This window comes from Moritella sp. Urea-trap-13, from assembly GCF_002836355.1.
GTDB lineage: Bacteria > Pseudomonadota > Gammaproteobacteria > Enterobacterales > Moritellaceae > Moritella.
This window is the reverse complement of the sequence record NZ_PJCA01000040.1, coordinates 197,575-218,473: the sequence shown is the minus strand read 5'-3', so window position 1 is coordinate 218,473 and position 20,899 is coordinate 197,575. Positions and strand designations below refer to the sequence as shown.

The following is a 20,899-nucleotide window of genomic DNA, read 5'->3' as shown; positions in this document are numbered from 1 at the left end:
TTACCGTCATTCATTTCTGTAACGGAGATTCTCTTAAATGTATGATAACCCGTCAAAAAGAGATATTAACGTATCCGAAAATAATAATAATCCATTGATTTAGCTTACCTTTAAATTAAAAAACCCACTTAGAGGTAAATCCTGTTAGAGTCATTACACTAGATACACTTAACGTATAATAACAAAAAAAATTAATATAAATGGAAGTGACATGTTAAAAAAAACACTGGTTTTATCAAGTATTTTACTCTCTTCAGCAATGGTAAATTCGGCTGATATTGCGGACTCAAAATCACAAGTTAATTTTGAAGGCGCACTCCTGCAAGGAGCCGGAAATCAAATCACAATGCTCCGAGTACCAATAACAAATAAAGAAACAGGGGTTACCCACCTTTTTGATATGAGTGCAGTATTTGCACCAGATCCAAATGGTGACTTAGGATTTGAAAATGTTAGTTCAGTAAAATCCGTTGTTTTTGGTAGTGCTAACCAATTGATTGCAGGACAATACAAAGATTCTAATCAGTATACTTGGTATGTAGACGGTCCGTCTGTGGCGGCTGATGGGAGATTAAGTTGGGTTTTATCGCAGACAAGAAATTCGCATGATGTTCATTTATTAAGTGGTCCTTTAAAGGGTAACGAATTAGCTGTTAACTCTAAGGGATACTCGACTCTCATCAAAAATGCTTCTGGCTTAAATTATGGCATTCTTAATGGTGATTACATTATGTCTGGTGCTCAATCTGGAAAAATGATTTCTCTAACTTCTTACAATTCTGATGGTACACCAAGAAATACTTGGGCGTTACGTCCCGACCCGAAAAAACCTAAATAGGTGAATTAGACCGAATAGTAAGATATTCAATATCACTACGCATAGCGAATGTTATGTGTAGTCTAAGTAAATGCCGTCTAGATCCTGCACTCTAATCCGTAAATACCTAATGTAACATTAGTATTCAGCCCCACTATAAGAAACCTCATAACCAATATCATCTAACACCCCTAGCGTCACTGCACCAAAGACCACACCATTAGCCATAAACTCTTGGGTTAATGGCGCTAGCACTTGACCGTTATCCAATACCCGTTTTTTGTCTTCCTGCAATACATAATCATACAAGTGTCCGCCGTCATCACTGATTGGTACATACTGATAGCTGTTACCGTATATCTGGTTATATTTTTGCGCAGCCATGCTGTGTGGCACTTTCAATACATTGCCTTGGAGTTCCTCGCTGTATTCAGTAAACCTTTCTGTATACGATCCGATACCAAGGATGTGCCCCATTTCATGGAGGATGTTGGCTTTAAACTCGACCTGATCAAAGCCTTGTTCGTAGGTATGATTACCGATAACTAACGTACCGCTGGTTGGTATCTCGTACTCACCGATTTGTTCTTCAGAATCAGGGCCAGCGTAACCATTGCCGTCATTCATTTCTGTCACCGAGATCCGCATGCGGATGGTGTGCAGCGGTTTACCCTCAACGCCGACTAATGCCGTTAACCATTGGTTGGCAGCCTCGATATAAGGTTGCTGTAACGCTTCATTCCACATCAACTCTTTGCCGCCCTCGAGGTATAGTTCATCTTCGAATTCGAGCTCGAAAGTTAATGCACCGTTAGTGACTGTTTTAACTACGTTGCTAGCTTGCGCGGTATGAGTGCAAGCCGTTAAATACAGGGCGGCAGTGACGGATAATATTGCAGAATTTTTCAGTGTAAAAAAGTGCATAAAGTGGTTTCCCTAAATCGAGAGGATGTATGATCGATTATAGGGATAAATATATTTATGAGTGTAAGGGTTTGTATGAGGGATAACTGGCTTGATGATTATTTGATACTAGTGCACTTACTAATTAAAACGCTTCATAGAACACCGTTTTTAAATACGTATTATATAAATACATATATATTTATATAATACGTATTCCTATCTAAATATCACTAACACACAAAGTTAAAATAGGATTAAGCCATTGAATTTAAATACATAAAATGATACATTTGGTTATCAAGAAATAAAATTACAAATAAATTATATCGTAAGGAAAAGGTCAGAGGTGTTGATGCTTTGCACTGAGTAATCAACTCAAAGTAGGCTTAAGTTATACGTAAACAACCCAAATCAATCACCTTCTGGCAGTCAATTAAGTATGATCCTGCATGATGATCATCCAAGCCTCTAGTATTATTGCCAACCATTTTCGCAGCCTAGAAGCCGTAATAAATTTTAGATAATGAGTAAAATCAAAATGAATAATGTACTAGATAAAATTGATGAGATGTTGACTTGTGCAACTTTGCAAGGAGCTACACGTTCTCAACTTGAAAACCATCACGAGATGTATAAACGTAGTATGCAATATCTTGCGGGAAATGAGCATAAAATTGCCTTTATCGGTAACGTTGGAGCAGGAAAAACAACATCCGTTTGCCACTTATTAGGACTTGTAGACAAAGAGGTACCAGTATTAAGCACGGGCTCTGGTCGCACTACATTATGTGAAGTTCATATAAAGAAAGCCCCCGAAGATAAAATTGAAGTACTTCCATATACCGACGAAGAAGTACGTGACTATCTTTATGACTTTTCTCTTTATCTTAAATCTAATGATGAAGACGGCGAACAAGAGGGCTTTAAGTTAAGTGCAGAGATTGAACGTGCTTTACGTAATATGCTTGATCTAAAAGTTATTAGAACAAAAGTAAACGGAAAGCGTTCAGCCATTGATCACGCTAAAATCTATGCAGAACAGTTTACAAATGCAAATGAGCTCTGTAATGAATTTATTCAGCGCGTTAATTTGACGTCTCGTACTCAAACTGAATTTATTAATTTAGATGGCCAAGAAAAAATGACTTGGCTGCGTGAAACGTTTAAATTAATTAATAGTGCTACACACAAGAATGTAGGATTAGCAAAAAAAATAACACTTTTTATTCCTGAACTTAACGTCAACGATGAAACTTTTTCTATTACGTTCATTGATACAAAGGGTGTTGATCAAACAGTGAACCGCGTAGACCTTGATCAATGTTTAACAAACGATAAAACAGTCAGTGTATTTTGTTCACGATTTAATGATGCTCCCGATCAAACTTGTTCAAAGATGGTAGATAGTGCAATCCAAGCTGGTCTGAAACCTCGATTGAATGAAGAGTCTATATTGTTAGTTCTAGATCGTGCAGGTGAAGCTGAAGACGTGATGGACTATGACGAAGCAGTCGGCAATAAAGAAGATGGCCGTGACATCAAAGCAGATCAAGTTAGTGGTGAACTATCTCAAAAATATGCAGTACGTAATTTTGGCATTGAATTTTTTGATGCCAAACAAGATAAACCAGAAGAGCTATTAGGCTTGTTGGTTAACAAAGTTAGAACACTACGAATTAAGCACGAACAACACTTAATTGATATTAATCAGTCTGTATATCAAATTGAAAGTGAAATAAAATCGCAATCAACTTCACTCGCTATGAACCAAGTTAAGCTAACTTTGGAATCATGGCTAAAAAAGTCTCAAGCTTGCTCTCCTACATTAAGTGAATTCTTCATTCCTTTAATTGATAGAATTAGTTCTAAAGGAACTTACGCAGCAAGTGTACGAGCAAGTGTAAATCGGAACGGAGACTGGCATAATCTTGATTACTATCAAGAATTAGCGGTAGCTGCACGCCGCCAGTGTGTATCTAAAATACATCCACTACGAGATGAATTAACAATACTTATTGACAACATGCTTTCGCAAGAAGAGCTAAAACCAGCCTACTCACTATTAAAACAACTAAAAAATACGACCGAGATTCGCTTAGACGAAATATCTCAGTTAGCACTAGCAAAAGGTCGCTCTGTCTACGAAAGTAAAGTCAAAGCAGACTCTACGCTATGGAACAACATGTATAAGGAGTGGGGGCAAGGTTCTGGTTATAAGGGTCGCATAGCAGAACATTCTCACCATTGGTTCAAAGTAAACGACTATAGCCGCTTCGAGTTTGATATAACACGCGTACTAGTAGAACATTGGGAACGCTACATATTAGAAATCGAGAAACTTATTGGATCTGGTTTAAAGTAAATGATTAGAATGCTGTGACTTAGATCTATAAGAAGCAAGCACTCTAAGTTTTGGTGTTGATTGTAACTTCAGAAATTGAGCTTACAAAGATAGGATCTAGAAATATTCTCACTGTATATTGATACTTACCGTTGAATAAGGTTACCGACACTATCAATCGCTTAATGCTATATCTACAAGTAAACAGAACTCCCCTAATAATCTTAAAATATACCTCATATTTTGAGTACTGCAGACAAAAGAATAGACAAACATAAGTTTGTCTATTCTTTAAATACTTGGCTACACTGTAGTGGTGTATTTAAAAAATAGACAAAGCAGCTCGTTAAGCCTTATTAACCTCTTCCAAAAATAACCATGTAGTGTATTTAAATTTTAGACAAACTTAATCTTTTACTGTTAGAAGACGGTTGTATCCTTGATTTCGTCATTTTGTCGAATAAATAAAAATATGCTTTATCGCTCGATATCTACAAAATGTTAACGATGATTTAGGGGCAATTTAGAATTAGCTCGTTCGTGGACAGAATTGGCTTAATGCTTAAGCTTCAAAGGGTATGGTTCGCATTACAGAAAGTATGGTGAAATTGAGATTAACGCCTTGTTAAGGGTGAGCAACGTAATTTAAGCTTCCGCATACCACTTTAAACACTAAAACCAACGCATAGTAAAAATGCCACGTGCTGGGAATCCCACTTGAACAATTTGATAATAGTTTAGTCACAACGCCCTTTTATGTTGCCGACAAACATATTTGCACCATTAAACCCACCAAAACCATTAATTGATTTTGTATAAACTGCTTTGTTTTTATCAGGGTAGACAGCCCACGTTTCGATAGTTGATTCTCCACTTGAGCCGACGTCGGCACAAATCAAAGTAGATGAACCAGTCTGAAAACAGTTCATATTGTTTGGAGAAACACTACTTTCTTGCCCATTAAACTCCACAATAAATTTTTGAGATGAGATACCATCTTTTTCAATTTCAAAGCCTTCAATTTGGCGAGTAGAAAAACCTTTTAGATCGCCAACCACATAACAGCTAGCTTGCGCTGAAAATGACAACACAGAACAAATAATAACGAGATACTTCATAAATCCTCCAAACTGCTAACGCCTTAATTACCGAACCAATTATACTCTAAACCGCGAATGCCGAGTGTAATAAGCATCGTGTTGATTGCTTTGTTAGGTTTTTTTTACATACCACTCCATTAGTTCTCGTTCGCGCTCAACGATCCTCTCAGGGTGCGGTATCCTACAGCTCTGAAGAAGAGCACTTTTTACTAGCCATGGATATCCTTTTTTGTAAAGCTCATTCATAGTTTCTGGGCCGTGAAGAATAGGACTAAAGACAACTTCATTAACGGAATAGCTCTCTAGGAATATTTCTAATTCTTGTATTACTTTAGTTTGGAAAACCTCCAAATCAACCATTTCCTGCGATGGTAACTCAAGGTTTACTGGACCTTGGGGTAGGTATTTGATCACACTAGGCCATCGAGAAATATCACTCCACCAAATTGCCGGCATTTGAAGCTGATTACTATTAGTTGCTGGGTGAAGGTGCAAGTACTTGACCGTAAGGTCTATAATTTCATTGAACTCGGTTCTTAACCATACATGGTGGTCGTCTCCCCAAAACCCATTCCAATTAGGTACAATTCTATCGTCTAGAAATACCTGAGACACACATAATTCACCTGTATAGAGTTGAGACTTAATTCCAAATCGTTTTAGAAGTAATGAAAGAGCAACTGAAGATTGTAAACATCTCATTGAATATGAGTCAGAATAATGTTGAGTCAATACTTTCTCGACTACTATAAAACACAACCTGCACAAAAACTCTGGGGTTTTAGACTCACTTCGAGCTTTAGAAACTTGCTTATCCAAAAAAGCCTTTTTAATCATTCATCAATACCTACTGAAAACCTAACGGAACCTTAAGCGGCTAAATATAGTTGGCTAAAATATTGAACAGAATGAAAATAGTTAACTGTATTCTGTCCGTTTGAAGGTCTTGTTATGTAACGATTAAGACACTACTTTGAATACTCTTTAATAGAATTGAACTTGGTTTGGCAGAATGATAAAGACCTTTTTCAACCCAAGACTCTGTATTTAACCAGTTTGTGGTATTTGAAACATGTTCCACTAAATCATCGTGTAGAATTAGACACCAATTACCTTTTATTGGAAACGCCATATAGAGATCTTTACCTTGATACTTTTTATCAATAGTTAGTCTGGCTTTTAACTGGACTCTTAAAGTTTCAGTCCCATCTTTATGGTAGGCGAGAAAATCTGCACCTAACCAATCATCTGCGAGTTTAATACAATTAAATCCATAATCAGCTAGAAACCCTGCAAGCTTCTGAAAATTATAGATTTCTTTTTGTTTAGCATTTAGAGCGCTGTACTCGATTTTTAAAATGTTCATAGATTTACATAAAGCCTCGTTAAGCTCCGGGAATAGTTGGCAAAAATGTACTAGGAACGAGCGCTAGCCAACTGTTAAACGTACATTTAAAAGACTTGTTATATGTTTTATAAAGCAGAAAAGACCACAGCCCATATAGCAAGCACCAACCATAGTTTTTCGATTCGATTCACATGCAACAGGTGTTTCTGTCTAAGTTCGTAAACACCAGGTATGGCAAAACTCCCCGTTTCTTTTAATAGACTAGATGCTGATTTATGAAACCAATTGACTAATAGAACTGAGGTAGCTGGAACAATCAACTTGTATTGAGAACTTAAAAATTCAAAATCATAAGATGCGAGTACTAAAGGTGTGGCAAAACCAATAAGTAGACAAACATAGAATCCGACTAAATTTAAAACTATTTGGAACTCTCTTTGTTTACTGGTCACGATTACTCCTGAACTGACACATAACGCCGCGTTAAGCGGACTAAAATGTTGGTTATAATGTGTAGTGAAACGAAACCTAACCACTGTTTTAATTACATTTAAACACCTTACTAGCTGTGTGTTTAAGTCCAGTTTGTTAGGCTACCTAAAAAAGCAGCATTGTAGTGGTGTATTTAAAAAATAGACAAAACAGCTCGCTAAACCTTATTAATATCTTCCAAAAATAACCATGTAGTGTATTTAAATTTTAGACAAACTTAATTTTCTACTGTTAGAAGGCTGTTTGGTCACTTCTTTCGCCATCTTTGTCAGATAGATAAAAGATATACCTTATAGATCGATGTCTACAAAAATGTTAACAGTGAAGACAAATCACTATAGGGCATGAATCTGCTAGCTGAGTTCTATTATTACTGAGTTCAGCTAGCGAAAGGTGTAACACGTTACTGGACAAAACTTCGTTAGATTACTCGCTCCAACAAGTTTATAAGTATTAGGCAAAGTATGGCTAAAGTGAGGTTAACACCTTGCTCAGTACCACCAAAGCGGAGAGGCTTTTTGTATAAGATGGCGAAGCCATACACAAAAAGACGCGGAGCTTTGGTGGTCAACTGGAGCAAGGTGTTAGCGCCAGCTATTTAGTTACGACTGTTTTTCTGCAATAACTGCAAATTCTGTATTATTCTTTGAATAATTAGAACCAGCCACATCATCATACATAGCCTCAATTTTAAAACCCGCATCTTTCAATTCATGCAACAAGGTATCTTCACTGAAATACTGCAGCCAGTTATATACAACCTTAGAACCTTGTTCTTCAACAATTGTATATTTATCCAGAACTACTTTTTCATCTTCATATTTAAAAGTATTCAGAAAGCCGTAATAATCATTACTTGACCAGAATCCATACAACTGATTGTGTTCATACAATGATGTTTCAGTTCTTTCTTCAAAGCCTTTTAATGAATATACATCCAGCAATATTCGCCCACCATCTTTAAGCAAACGATGGAACTTTTCGAGCATTAACTTTCTTTGCACAGGGCTTAAAGCACAAAAATCACACATTATCATTATGATTATGTCGTATTGCTCTTCAGCTTCGTAGCCAAGATAATTTTGAAGAACATAATTAATGTCTAGGTTTTCTTTTTTAGCATATTCTTTCGCGTACTCAATAGAGTTCTTTGAAAAGTCAATGCCAGTTACCTTCGCCCCAGTACGTGCTAAACCAGATGAATAAAGGCCCGGTCCACATCCAAAATCACATATTTTGGTTTTCTCACCAATAGAAAAATGGGACACAATCCAATCAATGGATTTTTCAATAAACACTTTATTTCTTGAAGCCAAATCAACATCTTCATTAAGATGATAAGACAACATTTGTTTTGATGTATGTGGATCTGCCCACAACGAATCAGCCGTATAAAACTCAAAAGCTTTTGGTTTATGGTTTATCTCTTTTAATTGTGTATACATTATTTGTCACCGAATTATATTAAACATATATCAGTGACAATCAGTTAATCAGGTCATAATATTCCTGATTTTAATTGCCACTGATGTTATTAACGAGCTCATATAATTAGATTTCATAAGTCACCTCCTGTTTGTTGTTTATGCGATAAAACAATTGTAAAAAATTTGTTTAGTTGCTCAAGGTTCATTATTTGTAGTACTAGCTGTGTATTGTACCTGCATACAACGCCAGTTTAAAGTAATGCCGAAATATGAATATATCGATTAAAATCTTTCTTTTGCTAACTAAAACAGGGGATTACTTTGAATTCATTCACAAAACTGATGCATAAATGAATTTACTTTTGTGTTATACGCAGTGAGCAGAAATCGATATGGCATATTGTCAGTGAGTAACAATCCTAAAAAAAAAAAGACAAACCGAAGTTTGTCTTTTTTTTAATACCTTTGTCTATTTTTTTAATACACCGTCACAAACTGATGACTAGTAATTAAGTTTGTGACTCAAGGTATCTAAAAATCAGTGTTTTAGATACAGGATAATTCAAATTAAGTTTGTGACTTTTAATTTCAATATCTAACTCAGAAACACTGTAAATGTAATTAAGTTTGTGACTCTCCAACTAATAATAGTTAGCGCTACTAAGTTTTTTAATTACCTTTCTTTAAGTGCTCTCAACCAATCATCTATTGGTATTTCCAGTCTTTTTAATATTTTCTTAATGAAAAAGGAGGATATTTTTTGATCTTTTTTATGACGACCTAAAGTAAATATTTTTGAGCCATACCTCCAAATTTTCATTTCACTACCTTTCCCATTTGCTACCTTACAATTAAATATCCTTTGCATAAACGTAAAAAAAGCTAACATTGTCATTGATGGAACAACACGCCGCCGTTCATTAGCTAGTTGACACTCAACCTCTTCATTAACAGCCAACGCCTGATAATAATTAGTTGTAAAATCAGCAATGTCATTCAATTTCCCATCCAGTTCTATTTCTGAAACTGTATTTGTTTTTTCAGGTTTACGGATAGAAAACAATGAAATCAGTTTGTCATGAAACTCTTTTAAAACATAGTCACCTAGTATGTTCAACTCTTCTGAGTAACAATCTAGTTTTGCAGTAATTTTAAATTCATGAGTAACGGTCCAATAAAATTTAAACGTAGATGTAATTAAAACATCAGCTTTATCATCATGTTTACCTATGGTGAAAATTGGGAACCCGTACTCCATAGAAAGAAATATAGCCAGCTCATCATTTAGAAAAATCTTGTTATTATCTGGCGACCAACTTTTAATATACAGTGGAATTAATTCATAAATATCAAATAAAAGTTCTTCATTACTCATTAATGATTCATTTTTAATAGCGGTCAAACCTGAAGATATCCCTCGTATGACACTATCAATGATCATATAGTCCCTAACGTTATAGAGTCCTATTTGTTCTTGTAAAAATGCTGCTTCAAATGGAGTTTTACAAACTTTAATCAATTCAAACGAAATGCTATCGTGGAAACTAACTTTATCTGACAGGCAAAAAGTATCACCAAGAAACTCACTCAAATATGATTGAACTAACAGGTCAAAACTTTGGTGAAAAATAAAATCTAAGCGACAGCCATCTTTCCACGTAAATTGATCTAAAGGAGATGTTACATTCTTGAATAGATACACCTGAGCTTCATAAGCTGTTTTTCTTCTTTTTCTATATGCTAAATTTTTACCTACACTTGAAAAAACTTTATATAACTTAGTTTGAAAGTTACTGATTTCAGGTTGATTAAACCACTCAAATACATCATTAGGAAACTTACCACCAGCAATATATTTATTGTGTATCTCAACACTTTCTTTAAATAGATTTAACACAAGTGAGTAATCGTCTTTCAATGCATCTCTAAAATTAACAGGGAAAAAGACGTGTTCTTCAAATTTGGAGACGAAATGTGATGAATCAGTTGTTGTAGATAAAAACTGCTTTAAAGACGGTGAAGCACCAAAATTCAAGTTTAATGATTTATCTACTGATTCTTGATTCTCTTTTATTAGTTCTTTTTTTAAATTTTTTGAAAATATTGGGCGATCATTACTCATAAATGCAAATCCCTTTATTTAACAAAAGATTAGGTGACGATGGTTTCATTGTTCACACCTCTACTTCATAGCAAAGTCTAAACCCTATCTTAGTGCTCTTATATGCTCCAGTAGTATCCAATGCCCCACCTCTGAAACAATCATCACCATAAAAACTGGTTAGATTACCGCTTCTTATACAGGTCCTTTCCATGACCCATTCAGCAAAATAGTTCAATAAAATGAATTTTAAACCATCTTTCCTATTATCCCATTTTAAATCATGTGGAAACGTAACGGTGCGCTGAACTACGTCCATATCACAAAGCATTGGGCGAGTATCTCTCAGTAAAATCCCTTGCTTACGTAACTGCTCAAATTCATGTTTTGAGAGCAATTTCATTGACGTCCGAGTTTCTTTTTCAATCCACTTTATAAAAGCGAGAGCATCATACCAAGTGCAAGCAACTGGCAGCGTTTTATCCAAGTCCTGATTATCTATTTCTAATTGGTTTTCTACTAGGCCCCTTCTATAAGCGTTATAGTCAGGATTGTTCTCAATAAACTCTTCAAATTGCGAAATATTAATTAAATCAGACACCATTAGCTTAGTTCCATCAGCCTGCTTGAAATTAATATCTAAAGGTAAACGACTTACTTCTTTATATTTTACTGTTTCATAATTTCCTAGATGTTGATGAAAAACTTTTAATAATCTAGAGTCAGGATAATTCTTAGCTGTTCCAGCATTATCATAATGAAATTCTTCTGCACTGTGTGCTTCGAGATCTCTGTAACCTTCATGTGAAAAATAATGCCAGCGTTGAAAGTCATAATCGTTTATACAACTAGGTAAATCTGATAATTTCAACGCACCGTTGTCAAAATTATATACAAAAGGTTTGTCTCTTATATTTTTAAAAACAAAGTCATATTCACCATTACGTCCCTTCAAGAAAACAAGATTTTTGTTAAATGGAATGACCTCTAGCCAACCCTCTTTAAATTGCCTTATTCTTTTAGAAAAAATACCAGATACTTTTTCATAGCATGAGATTTCAAGCTTATAAGACTCGTCTTTTGTTGATGAGTATATCTCTACTACTGGAGCATGATTTCCATCATCAATTAAGGGGCCGCCAATGAGGTTGAATGTCATATGAAGGGATAAAAGATACTTACCCAAGACTACATCAGCAATAGACCGTCCTGAATAATAATCATCATTAATTTTGCCTAGTTTTTCACGACCAAACGTCTCAATTATAGCTATATCTTTAGATATTGATTCAATGCTATGAACCATAGAGGGCTCGATACCATACTTATTTAGGCTTGCGTAACTGTCCGCATGACGACCATTAACAAAGTAGTGGCCATCAGATATTGTTTTATCGAATGGAAAGTCATAGCCAGTAAAAACTTTTTGGGGAAGTGTAGAAGAACCAAAAAATAATTTTTCAGATACCCTCTGAGGAGTTAATGAAGTAAGAGGTAATGCATATCCTTTCTTCTGAAATTCAAATAAATTTGCTCTTCTTTTTAAGCCGTGTTTTAAAAAGAAAGGTATTATTTCTTCATTATATCGTTTTTCGTAAGTAGAGTAGCCTTCAGTAAAACCTAGTGTTTTTACGATCCAATTTTGTGCCGTAGTAGTTTTGACCTTTTCACGCCCTTTTTTAACATGAGCAATTGAATTATGAGAAACCTCTTTCGCTGATTTTTTGATCGCACAGGGAGATAAATCGCAAAGTTTAGCGAAATGATAATCTTTAAAAACAAGATAATGATCTAGAGGTGGTAAGAATTTAGGAGTGGTGTTGGTAGATTTAACCATTTTTAATTATCCATAAGATAAGCCAAAACGTAAAAACGACCTACTTCCTTTGGCATTAAAAGGATATAAAAAATTATTCCAACATAGCTTATTACTTTGAGGGATGGACTCTTTGTTTGAAGGAAGTAGAACTTCAACCGCTGGTATGAGTCAACCATTGATTTCATGCTATCAAGCCAGATTTAATCTGTCAACGATTCAAAGTGAAAATTAATTATATATCTATAAGCTAATTCAACAGCTTATCTTCCTAATTATTTTTCACTCAATCTTTCGCATACTAACGCGACAAGAGCCATTAACCCAAGTAGTTCTTCTATCTTAGTTTACGCGATAGAATATCGAATTGTGACAAAGCATGGCGCATGCTAAATACTTTCCAGCCAACTTTTGAAGCTGCTACAGCTGAATCTTTATCAACTGCAACACCGACTTTTTTTAGTGGCCAAGCAAGTTCAAGCTCGCTAACCACTTCATGTTGTTCATTTGTAACTTCCAAACCAACATCAGGCATAGGAAGATGATGGCTTTCAAGCATATTAATCACACCAAACATGCCAGGATCTGCTAGCAGGTATATATCTCGCCAATTTTCTTTAGTGTTTAAACCTTGCTCTTGCCTTAAATGATTAATTGATTTTGTGTCTTTATGAGCCACAAAAAGATGAGTATGAAATGGCTGTTTTCTATGGCAATCAGCGCAAAGTGGAGTTAAATTTACATCGGTATTATCTGTTTTAACTCCATTCTTATGATGGGTTTGTAATAATCGTTTATTGCTATTTAAATCAACACCGCATTGCTGACAAATAAATTGATATTTTTCTTTAACAGAATTTGAGACTTGCTTCCAATCATCGCTATAGCTCTCTTTTTGATTATCAGCGATACCTGAAGGCATAAATTTAAAGAATGAACTGTAGGTATCAAAGAAGTCTGAAAGATTAAAAGTTGCAACAAAACTTTGCCTTTTAGGACCCCTAGGTATATTTTTAAAACCTTGGTAATTGATCGCATCTAAGCAAAATTGACAAATTTGCAATTTTGACTCACCTTCTTGAGTTTCTCTATTTTCAGTGGACCCTCTTGATATTTTAAATATCCCGTCAAGTTTATTAGTAACTACATAACGCTCTAACCTGCCTTTTTTTCTCATTTCTTCAAGTTTAGAGCAATCAGCGACATGATATCTATTCCCAGATTTCCCATCTTCAATGGCTTGTTCTAATTTGTTCCCATAGCTGTGATCTTTTATATACAAAAGAACCTGCCGCCCTTCATAACTTGCAAGGCCAGTTTCAAATTTAATATCATTAAAATCAACCTCAAAGCCAGCTCCTAACTGAATATCAATGGGAGCTCGAGGCTTATAGTCTTGCTTAATTGTAAATTGACCACTAGTTCCTCCCATTTTGCTGACCGCGGCTTCTAAAACTGAAAAATTAATATTTAATTTCATTTAGAGTCCATCAATAATTTTACGGATTTGAATGTCTGCATTTGTGATGACTCGGAATGAAACTCGTCGAGATCTTTGCTTATCTTCAGTTCCATTATCATTCAATTTCATTCTAGATGAAGCAAGACCTACAGCAGCAAAATTAGACTTTACCCAATTTTTCTGAACTTCATCTAGATCTGATAACAGGTAAGAATAAGTTAATACGCTTCGCGTTCTATTTTGTGATAATTTCATGTTCAAAAAATAAGCATCTTGTATAGAAGTCTCACGCGCCCACTCAGAGGACGTATGCCCCTCTATACGGACTTCATCGATGCTTGATTTAAACTTATCTAATACTGTTAGGTAACGTGGTATAAAGTCATTTAAAATTATTTTAAACTCTGGTTTTAGGGCACTTTTACCACTATCAAATAGTACTTCTGGTGAATCAAATTGGAAAGATAATGTTTCTTTATCTATAGAAGCACGCCATAGGTTTAATTGCTCACCAAACTCACTGTTAAGTGCATCGAAAATAGCAACTTGATTCTCTTGGTATGCAACCGCAATATTTTTAATTTTGTCTCGTTCAACAGAAACATGGCGCATAAACGCAATTGCAATAAACAAGAACACCATCATTAAACCTGCCATTAAATCTGACACACTTAACCATTGTTCCTCAGTTGCTTCTTGAGGTTTATTAACACCGAAAATAGAACTTGTTTTAGACATACATTACGCTCTTTGCTTAACGACGGCATTCATTTGGTTCACTAAATCGGTATAGTCAGAAGTGAACTTCTCTGTTATTTGACCAAGGTTATTACCCATGGTGTTCATAACTCTTGTTATCTCATCCTGCATTGCTTTATCAATAGCTCCAACCTGCCCTTCAACAACATCACCTGTTTTACTAACTTGTTCTCTCAGGCCTTTATCAATATTATTAAACATTTGTTGCATATGCTGACTCTGTTGCTGATAAACGCCTTCAAGTGACGACTCTAAAGATTTTTGCATATTATCAATAGACTCAACAACATGGTCTCTCGCAGCTGTTGTTTCTGTTTTTAATGAACTGTTTGCATCAATAAGCGTTGTGCCGATACGTTTTGAATCTTCAATCAAGCCGTTAACCATATCTCTCACATTTAGACTCAGTTCCTTAACGGTGTGGTCTAATTCTTCTCGGATTTTTAGCGTGTTATCACTTACCGCATGAGTTGTTTCTTTTAACTTTTCGTTTGTTAATTTAACGTTAGTTTCAAAATGTTCCGCTCCACTTAAGATCACTTTTTCAACCTGGTTTGCACTTTCAGCTAACCTTTCACCTATAGTCTCGACTCCTTCTTTACTATTTGACACAAACTTATCTAGTAACTCATTTGAAGTAGATATGTGGGTTTGAATATATTTATCCGATTCAGTAAGAAGGGTTTTGTAATGCTCACTAGCAACATTTACTGATTCCGTAATAGTCGATACAGTTTCATCAATTTGCTTACGAATTTCAGGAACAGCTTCTACTGCCTTATCACGAATATCTTTGAATGCTTCTAAGTGTCGTTCTAACTCATCTAGCTGATGCTTATTAACTGTCATGACCTCTTTCAAGTCATTCATTGTTGAAGGTATAATTTTGGATTCTGTGCTTATGTTGGCAACTGATTTTTCAGTTTCTGTAATTGCTACAACACCTTGCTTGTACTGTTCAATCATATCTGACAATTGGTCTTTATAGTTATCTTGCCATTTTACTAACTCTTTAACAGACTCATTCAGTTGCTTGAAATTTTCGCCAAATTGCTCTGTAAGATTATGATTAAAATCGGTAATAACTTGCTTTAAAGCCTCAATAACAGTTTCCGTTGCCGATTTTGAAAGCATATCTGAAAAATCCTGCATTTTAATCCATAACTCATCTGAAAACTGATTAAAGACGTTATGTTGAGCCTCTATTTTTGTATTAATTTCAATAAGATTTTCACTGCTTTCTTGTGCAAATTTTATAGATGATTTTTGATTGTCATTAATATCGGAACGCATTAGCTGCATCAAATTAACCAATGATTTATCTTGTTCCCCACCAATGGTATTTACCAATCGCTCAATGCTTCGCCCTTGTTGCTTAATCGCATTCAGTATATCTACAGGTGTCGCTTCAGTAATTTCATCTTCGATAATTTCTTTTGATTCCAGTAAACCCAAGGATTGGAGAACCTTAAATAGTATTGAAGTAAAGATACCGAACAAACTCGTAATAAACGCTGTTTTCAGACCTGCGAGTAACTCACTAATACTGCCATCTATATTTGTATGGTCAAACATCAATAGTCCAATCGCGATACCAGTGAAGGTACCAAATATACCGATGGTAGTAAGTAATGAAGGAGTATAATTAACGAACGCAGGAAAACGATTTTTTTTAGCAAAAAAGATTGAAGTAGCAAAAGCTATCAGTATTGAATAACATACTAATTCTGCAACAGTTTCCGCCGTAGAAACTTGTAAAATATTTTCAACTGAACTAGCTAGCATGATGATTCCTGTATTAATTATTGTTTGAGTTTAATTTAACAAATAATGGAGTAATGAATAGAAATAAAGAGTTATGTGAATTTTTTATTAGCTTATTCTAGTGAAGAGTGTATTTAATTTAACCTATTGATTATATTAAATTGAAATTTTATTTCATACTATTAAATACAATTAATCGCTAATGCTTACTAAATATTTCAAACATTATAACTAAGTTGATAATAATTCCACTCTTAACTTAAGCATGAGTACTTATAATTCTCAACTCGTTGCGTATCTAAAATATATTTATCTAACTAAACATCATCAAAACGTACCTGACATCTAAGCCCTAACCCAACCATCACATAACAAGTATTTCTTGTTACAAATAGCCCTGGATGTTGATACTCAACTAGCATTGAGGTTTTAACCCAATCAATTCCTCTTTGAGGCGAATCTTCAAGGATCGTATCTGCAAATAAAAGATCTGGTTTTAAATCACTTGGGAGCAGTTTTTTACCTTGCTTAGTCAATTCAATATCGATCCATTTCCAATCAGCAACAACGCAGATTCCCTTTCCAAAATAAAGATCATATGCATCATCAATTCGCTGTTGAACCTCATCCATTTCACAGCCAACATCGTAGTCTAATACTCCAGGTAGAGACATAAGATACTCATAAATTTCATTCGTTGTCATCATGCGTTCCTTTGGTCTTTCTAGGCCAATATTTATAGTCTTGTCGTTCAGGTAATTTACCGTAGAGCCATTTTTGATCATACCTAAAGAGCCACGTGTAACTATTCCGAGCCTCTTTCTGAAGGTCATGTCGCGTACCCGTTGAATTACGCTTGAGCGCTTGTATCAGATTTGCTCGATGCAGACTACGAGAGTGAAGAAATCGTAGTTCTTTTCTTCTAACTACAATTTCAGGATGTTGAGAAAGGATTTGTTCTACCGCCGGTATAGATAAGTGCATAAACTCTGATATTGCTGTCGTTGAAAATCCTTCAGATAATTTTTCAATAATAAGGTTACGGTCTTTCTCGAATATACTCTGCTCTCGCCTCTTTATTTCAATGCCATTAGAAATCGCTATCTGCTTTACTTTTGCAACACTCAAGCCGCTAATTTTACTTGAGTGTCGTAAACTGCACCCAGCTTTGAGCTCTTTAAGCGCAAGCTTAACTTCTTGTGGTTTATACGATTCCTTTAAGGCAGGGTTTGCGATAGCAATATAGGTATTAACAAGATCGTAATTAAACTCTAGGAGCTCTTCTATTGAATGAAACAGCATCCCTATCATAAGTATATGTTTCAGCGGATGATGATGAGCAGCGGAATGATAAAACATGCACGCAGGATAAGTACGCTTATCCCCTAAATCAAAAATGATCGCAATCGTTTCATCAGTAAGAATTGGTTGCCAATATTCTTCTAACGCCGCCCGCAACTCGGTTTGATGCACATTAAAGGAGGTTGACGCCATCCCCATTTCTCTCAACCGAGTGCGATATATCAGCGACATCCTATAACCTTCGAATAAAGGCTTTTTTCTAGAAAGAATTTTTAAGCTCAGACGGGCCAGCTTTAAGGCCTCAGAGCTTGCATCAATAAAATCATATTTAACAACATATTGAGGTGGTTTTATCATTCCTCGGCGTAGCTTATGGAGCCCTTTAAGTTGAAGTTTATGCTTTACGCATGAGAGTACACCCGGTATTTGATGAGATACATGCCAATAAGCAATACCGTATTGTTCAACATCTTCCTCAACACAGCGAGGACAGTAATTTAAATAGCTGGTCGTATTTATCCGACTGGCTGTAAGTGACATTTTAGAATAAATGGCCTGTGTATCCCCCCTGTGCATATCTTGTAATATTTCTTGATACAGTTTTTCACCACAAAAATGGCTAAAGTAAGGAACAACAGTATGAGCTGTGATTAGTTGATCTTCGCTCATCGACGATTGATAAACCAAGTTCTCAATATAGCTAGGAAATATTGAATCTAACTGCTTATTACGAGTTCCTAGTAGGTGCTTTAACAACTCACCGACACTCGGATATGGTGATTCATAGGCCCAGCGAATAAGCCAACTATGCAGCGTTTCATCAATAAACAATTTAGGGCAATACTGCGCTAAGTTGATTTTATTCATGAGTAGCTGTCCAGTAATAATTTGGTAAGCTCATGCTCAAGCCCAAGTGACCTCAACATAAGCAACAAACTAATTGGTGGGACCTGGGAATTACGATAAACGGTCGTAATTATATTAAGTACTTTTTGACCTTGCTTATAAATATCTTCTTGCTCACGAGTAAAGTAAGTAGAAATTACGCTACCCTCTAGACTCCGCTCAAATGCCTTTTGTATTTCAACAATTTCTTTTCGTAACGCTAACGGGATATTACGTGGTAAACATTGATATCCAAGTTTTTCCCTCATCAATTCAAGAAACACATTTAACGTCAAATCAGTCTGCTTTTGCTGCAAAGCAATACTGACGGCATCCAGCCAATATGATGTCGTTGATTTTAATACCGTCGGTACTTCAACTATCTCACCACACTCCAAACATCCACCATTAACAGGCGGCAACCAATGCCGCTGAAAAGACATATATTTAAAATCACAACTCTGACACCTAGATACCAAAGGTGTTTGATGTTTATAGCAGCGTAACATCGTAGGAATTTGGTGATAGGTATGCCAATAAGTAACCCCATATTCCTCATAGTCTTCATCTGCACATGATTGACACCAGCGCCACGTACAAACACCTGCAACGCTATTTTGTAAGCTAGGTATAACCTTGTGCCTAGCTCCAGCCGTAATAGCTTTTTGAAGCAATGTATATTGGGGCTTAGCTATAAAGGATCTGTAGTAATGGACTAGCGTATGCTCAGATATAATCTTATCAACACCAGTAGTGTCAGCATAATGGCTCATAAGATCGCTATATACCGGACGCCAAATGGTCGAAGCATTAAGCTTGCTCAGGTTAGTTGACACCCACTTCGATGTCATTAGAAAATCATTTCGACCTGTTCCATCAAACCAGCGGGCAAGTACACTCAATATATGTTCATTTGGCAATAATCTAGGTAACTCAATTAGCATCTTTGCTATCCTCAATCCCTATTAGAAAATTATCTAATTGAAGTTTTGAAACAGTCGATGGCTGAGTACTGCTTTCATCGTGATTTTTTAATATTTTTGGCACTGGGGTTCGAACTTTTTTTTGCTCTTTTATTACATCTTTGTTTGTGTATGTCGTTTTGTTGGTCGTTTTATCCCGTATCTTTTTTTCATAATCTTCTCTGTTACCCGCCCTAAGAGCTTTTAGTGCTGGATCAATCAAATGAAATTGATTGGTATAAACCCTATCTAATAATTGGGGGTCGAAAGTAAAATAATTTTTATATTCACAACCGTCTTTCATTAGCAAAGTTTGTAACGTTTCATGATGCATATGAGCCAATCGAGTCATGATCGCAGGCAGACCACAACTAAGGGATTGAAATTTGATTTTAAAATTTTCATTTGAAGCGTTTTGAATTCCATAAATCAATGATGAAGGAAATAGCGCATTAAATAATTCAGTAAAATATTCAGACCCATAGGCATGTGTAGAAAATTTAAATTCACGATCATTCAGCATTCGGCGCACTGTTGTTGAATCATGGCCTAAACGATGATCACTGTCCTCTAACGAATCAAATAGTTCGACACCTTGCTGAGTTGAACTTTGAATGATCGGCACACCTATTTTATTAAATAGAGTCTCAAGTGTTTGAAGTGAAGGACTGTCTTTAATTTTTTTATAACCCAACATAAACTGTAATTCATCAATATGAACAATACCAAGGCAATGCGTTGCAGCTATATGTTGCATTGCGGCGATTAGTTGATCTGCTGAAAACTTTTTGTGATCACTCCATTGCTCCGCATAATCAGTGTCTAGTGCACTATCAACAGCCCTAAAAAAATTAGCCGCCATCGCCTTAGGCGAACCATTGGGCGGAAGATCAAACGAAATCCATACAAGTTGCTTCTTCTTAAAATGTTCTCCTTGGTAAATTTTATGATTAATTACTTGTTCTACTTGCCCTAAAATACTCCGTATACATTTAGTTTTTCCACTACCTGAATCTCCATACACTAATGATGAAGCGGCGGTTGTAGGCCCAATACCAATCATTGGGCCAGGGTTATACAATTTACCAAGCCGCATACACTCTGCGATTCTAGCGTATTGCATGCGCATCTCTTTTGACAACGGATTACGCCGGACGTAACCAAACAGAATTAAACTGAGAATCTTGTTGTATAAATTCCACGTTTGAGGAACGGGAATATGCACTTCAGTCAACTGACGCAACTGTGTTTGCTGATATATCTCAGGTAAATCCCAAAAATTCTCTTGAATGTAGGGTACTTCCGTCAGATTTTTAATTAACTGTTCACGACTCAACTCAACATGAACAGCCTCAGATAATGGATTGTTATTTAAATTGAAATCTAAATGGGGCTTATAAACGGCTTCTATGCTCAT

The 20,899-nt window shown here is 35.6% G+C and carries 17 protein-coding genes; 2 read left to right on the top strand and 15 right to left on the bottom strand.

Annotation, left to right across the window (positions count from 1 at the left end; all coding sequences use genetic code 11):
- Positions 1 to 211: 211 nt before the first annotated feature.
- Positions 212 to 838 (top strand): hypothetical protein, encoded by a 627-nt coding sequence (locus CXF93_RS21425; RefSeq protein WP_101064533.1) that lies wholly within the window; start codon positions 212 to 214, stop codon positions 836 to 838.
- Positions 839 to 955: 117 nt separating this feature from the next.
- On the opposite strand, the gene CXF93_RS21420 is transcribed toward CXF93_RS21425, so the two are convergent.
- The gene (locus tag CXF93_RS21420; protein ID WP_101064532.1) at positions 956 to 1,741 is read right to left on the bottom strand and encodes a leishmanolysin-related zinc metalloendopeptidase; all 786 of its coding nucleotides are present in this window, start codon (positions 1,739 to 1,741) and stop codon (positions 956 to 958) included.
- 520 nt (positions 1,742 to 2,261) lie between these two features.
- Here CXF93_RS21420 and CXF93_RS21415 point away from each other — a divergent pair.
- Complete coding sequence (locus tag CXF93_RS21415) at positions 2,262 to 4,085, top strand: hypothetical protein (RefSeq protein WP_101064531.1); 1,824 nt, start codon at positions 2,262 to 2,264, stop codon at positions 4,083 to 4,085.
- Positions 4,086 to 4,801: 716 nt separating this feature from the next.
- On the opposite strand, the gene CXF93_RS21405 is transcribed toward CXF93_RS21415, so the two are convergent.
- The 14 genes from CXF93_RS21405 to CXF93_RS21340 form a co-directional block, all read right to left on the bottom strand.
- The gene (locus tag CXF93_RS21405) at positions 4,802 to 5,182 is read right to left on the bottom strand and encodes a hypothetical protein (RefSeq protein ID WP_101064529.1); all 381 of its coding nucleotides are present in this window, start codon (positions 5,180 to 5,182) and stop codon (positions 4,802 to 4,804) included.
- Between the two features lie 93 nt (positions 5,183 to 5,275).
- Positions 5,276 to 6,001, bottom strand: a complete 726-nt coding sequence (locus tag CXF93_RS21400) for a hypothetical protein (RefSeq protein WP_101064528.1) — start codon at positions 5,999 to 6,001, stop codon at positions 5,276 to 5,278.
- Positions 6,002 to 6,113: 112 nt separating this feature from the next.
- Entirely contained in the window at positions 6,114 to 6,530 is a 417-nt protein-coding gene (locus tag CXF93_RS21395) for a hypothetical protein (RefSeq protein WP_101064527.1), read from the bottom strand.
- Between the two features lie 107 nt (positions 6,531 to 6,637).
- Positions 6,638 to 6,964 carry a hypothetical protein gene (locus CXF93_RS21390; protein WP_101064526.1) on the bottom strand — a complete coding sequence of 109 codons (327 nt, stop codon included), beginning with the start codon at positions 6,962 to 6,964 and terminating at the stop codon, positions 6,638 to 6,640.
- Between the two features lie 642 nt (positions 6,965 to 7,606).
- Positions 7,607 to 8,449 carry a methyltransferase domain-containing protein gene (locus CXF93_RS21385; RefSeq protein WP_101064525.1) on the bottom strand — a complete coding sequence of 281 codons (843 nt, stop codon included), beginning with the start codon at positions 8,447 to 8,449 and terminating at the stop codon, positions 7,607 to 7,609.
- 655 nt (positions 8,450 to 9,104) lie between these two features.
- Positions 9,105 to 10,553, bottom strand: a complete 1,449-nt coding sequence (locus CXF93_RS21380; RefSeq protein WP_101064524.1) for a hypothetical protein — start codon at positions 10,551 to 10,553, stop codon at positions 9,105 to 9,107.
- 52 nt (positions 10,554 to 10,605) lie between these two features.
- Positions 10,606 to 12,369 carry a hypothetical protein gene (locus tag CXF93_RS21375; RefSeq protein ID WP_101064523.1) on the bottom strand — a complete coding sequence of 588 codons (1,764 nt, stop codon included), beginning with the start codon at positions 12,367 to 12,369 and terminating at the stop codon, positions 10,606 to 10,608.
- Between the two features lie 316 nt (positions 12,370 to 12,685).
- Positions 12,686 to 13,828, bottom strand: coding sequence for an HNH endonuclease signature motif containing protein (locus CXF93_RS21370; RefSeq protein WP_232784287.1), 1,143 nt, complete (start codon positions 13,826 to 13,828; stop codon positions 12,686 to 12,688).
- The gene (locus tag CXF93_RS21365; RefSeq protein WP_198551728.1) at positions 13,829 to 14,548 is read right to left on the bottom strand and encodes an OmpA family protein; all 720 of its coding nucleotides are present in this window, start codon (positions 14,546 to 14,548) and stop codon (positions 13,829 to 13,831) included.
- Positions 14,549 to 14,551: 3 nt separating this feature from the next.
- Entirely contained in the window at positions 14,552 to 16,354 is a 1,803-nt protein-coding gene (locus CXF93_RS21360) for a MotA/TolQ/ExbB proton channel family protein (protein ID WP_101064522.1), read from the bottom strand.
- A 296-nt stretch (positions 16,355 to 16,650) separates the two neighbouring features.
- Entirely contained in the window at positions 16,651 to 17,040 is a 390-nt protein-coding gene (locus CXF93_RS21355) for a hypothetical protein (RefSeq protein ID WP_157824470.1), read from the bottom strand.
- Positions 17,024 to 18,502 carry a TnsD family Tn7-like transposition protein gene (locus tag CXF93_RS21350; protein ID WP_101064520.1) on the bottom strand — a complete coding sequence of 493 codons (1,479 nt, stop codon included), beginning with the start codon at positions 18,500 to 18,502 and terminating at the stop codon, positions 17,024 to 17,026. Before CXF93_RS21350 ends, CXF93_RS21355 begins: the two co-directional genes overlap by 17 nt.
- Positions 18,499 to 19,464 (bottom strand): TniQ family protein, encoded by a 966-nt coding sequence (locus CXF93_RS21345; RefSeq protein WP_101064519.1) that lies wholly within the window; start codon positions 19,462 to 19,464, stop codon positions 18,499 to 18,501. Before CXF93_RS21345 ends, CXF93_RS21350 begins: the two co-directional genes overlap by 4 nt.
- On the bottom strand, positions 19,454 to 20,899 hold the full coding sequence (locus CXF93_RS21340; RefSeq protein ID WP_101064518.1) for an ATP-binding protein: 1,446 nt from the start codon (positions 20,897 to 20,899) through the stop codon (positions 19,454 to 19,456). The genes CXF93_RS21345 and CXF93_RS21340 overlap by 11 nt, the downstream gene beginning before the upstream one ends.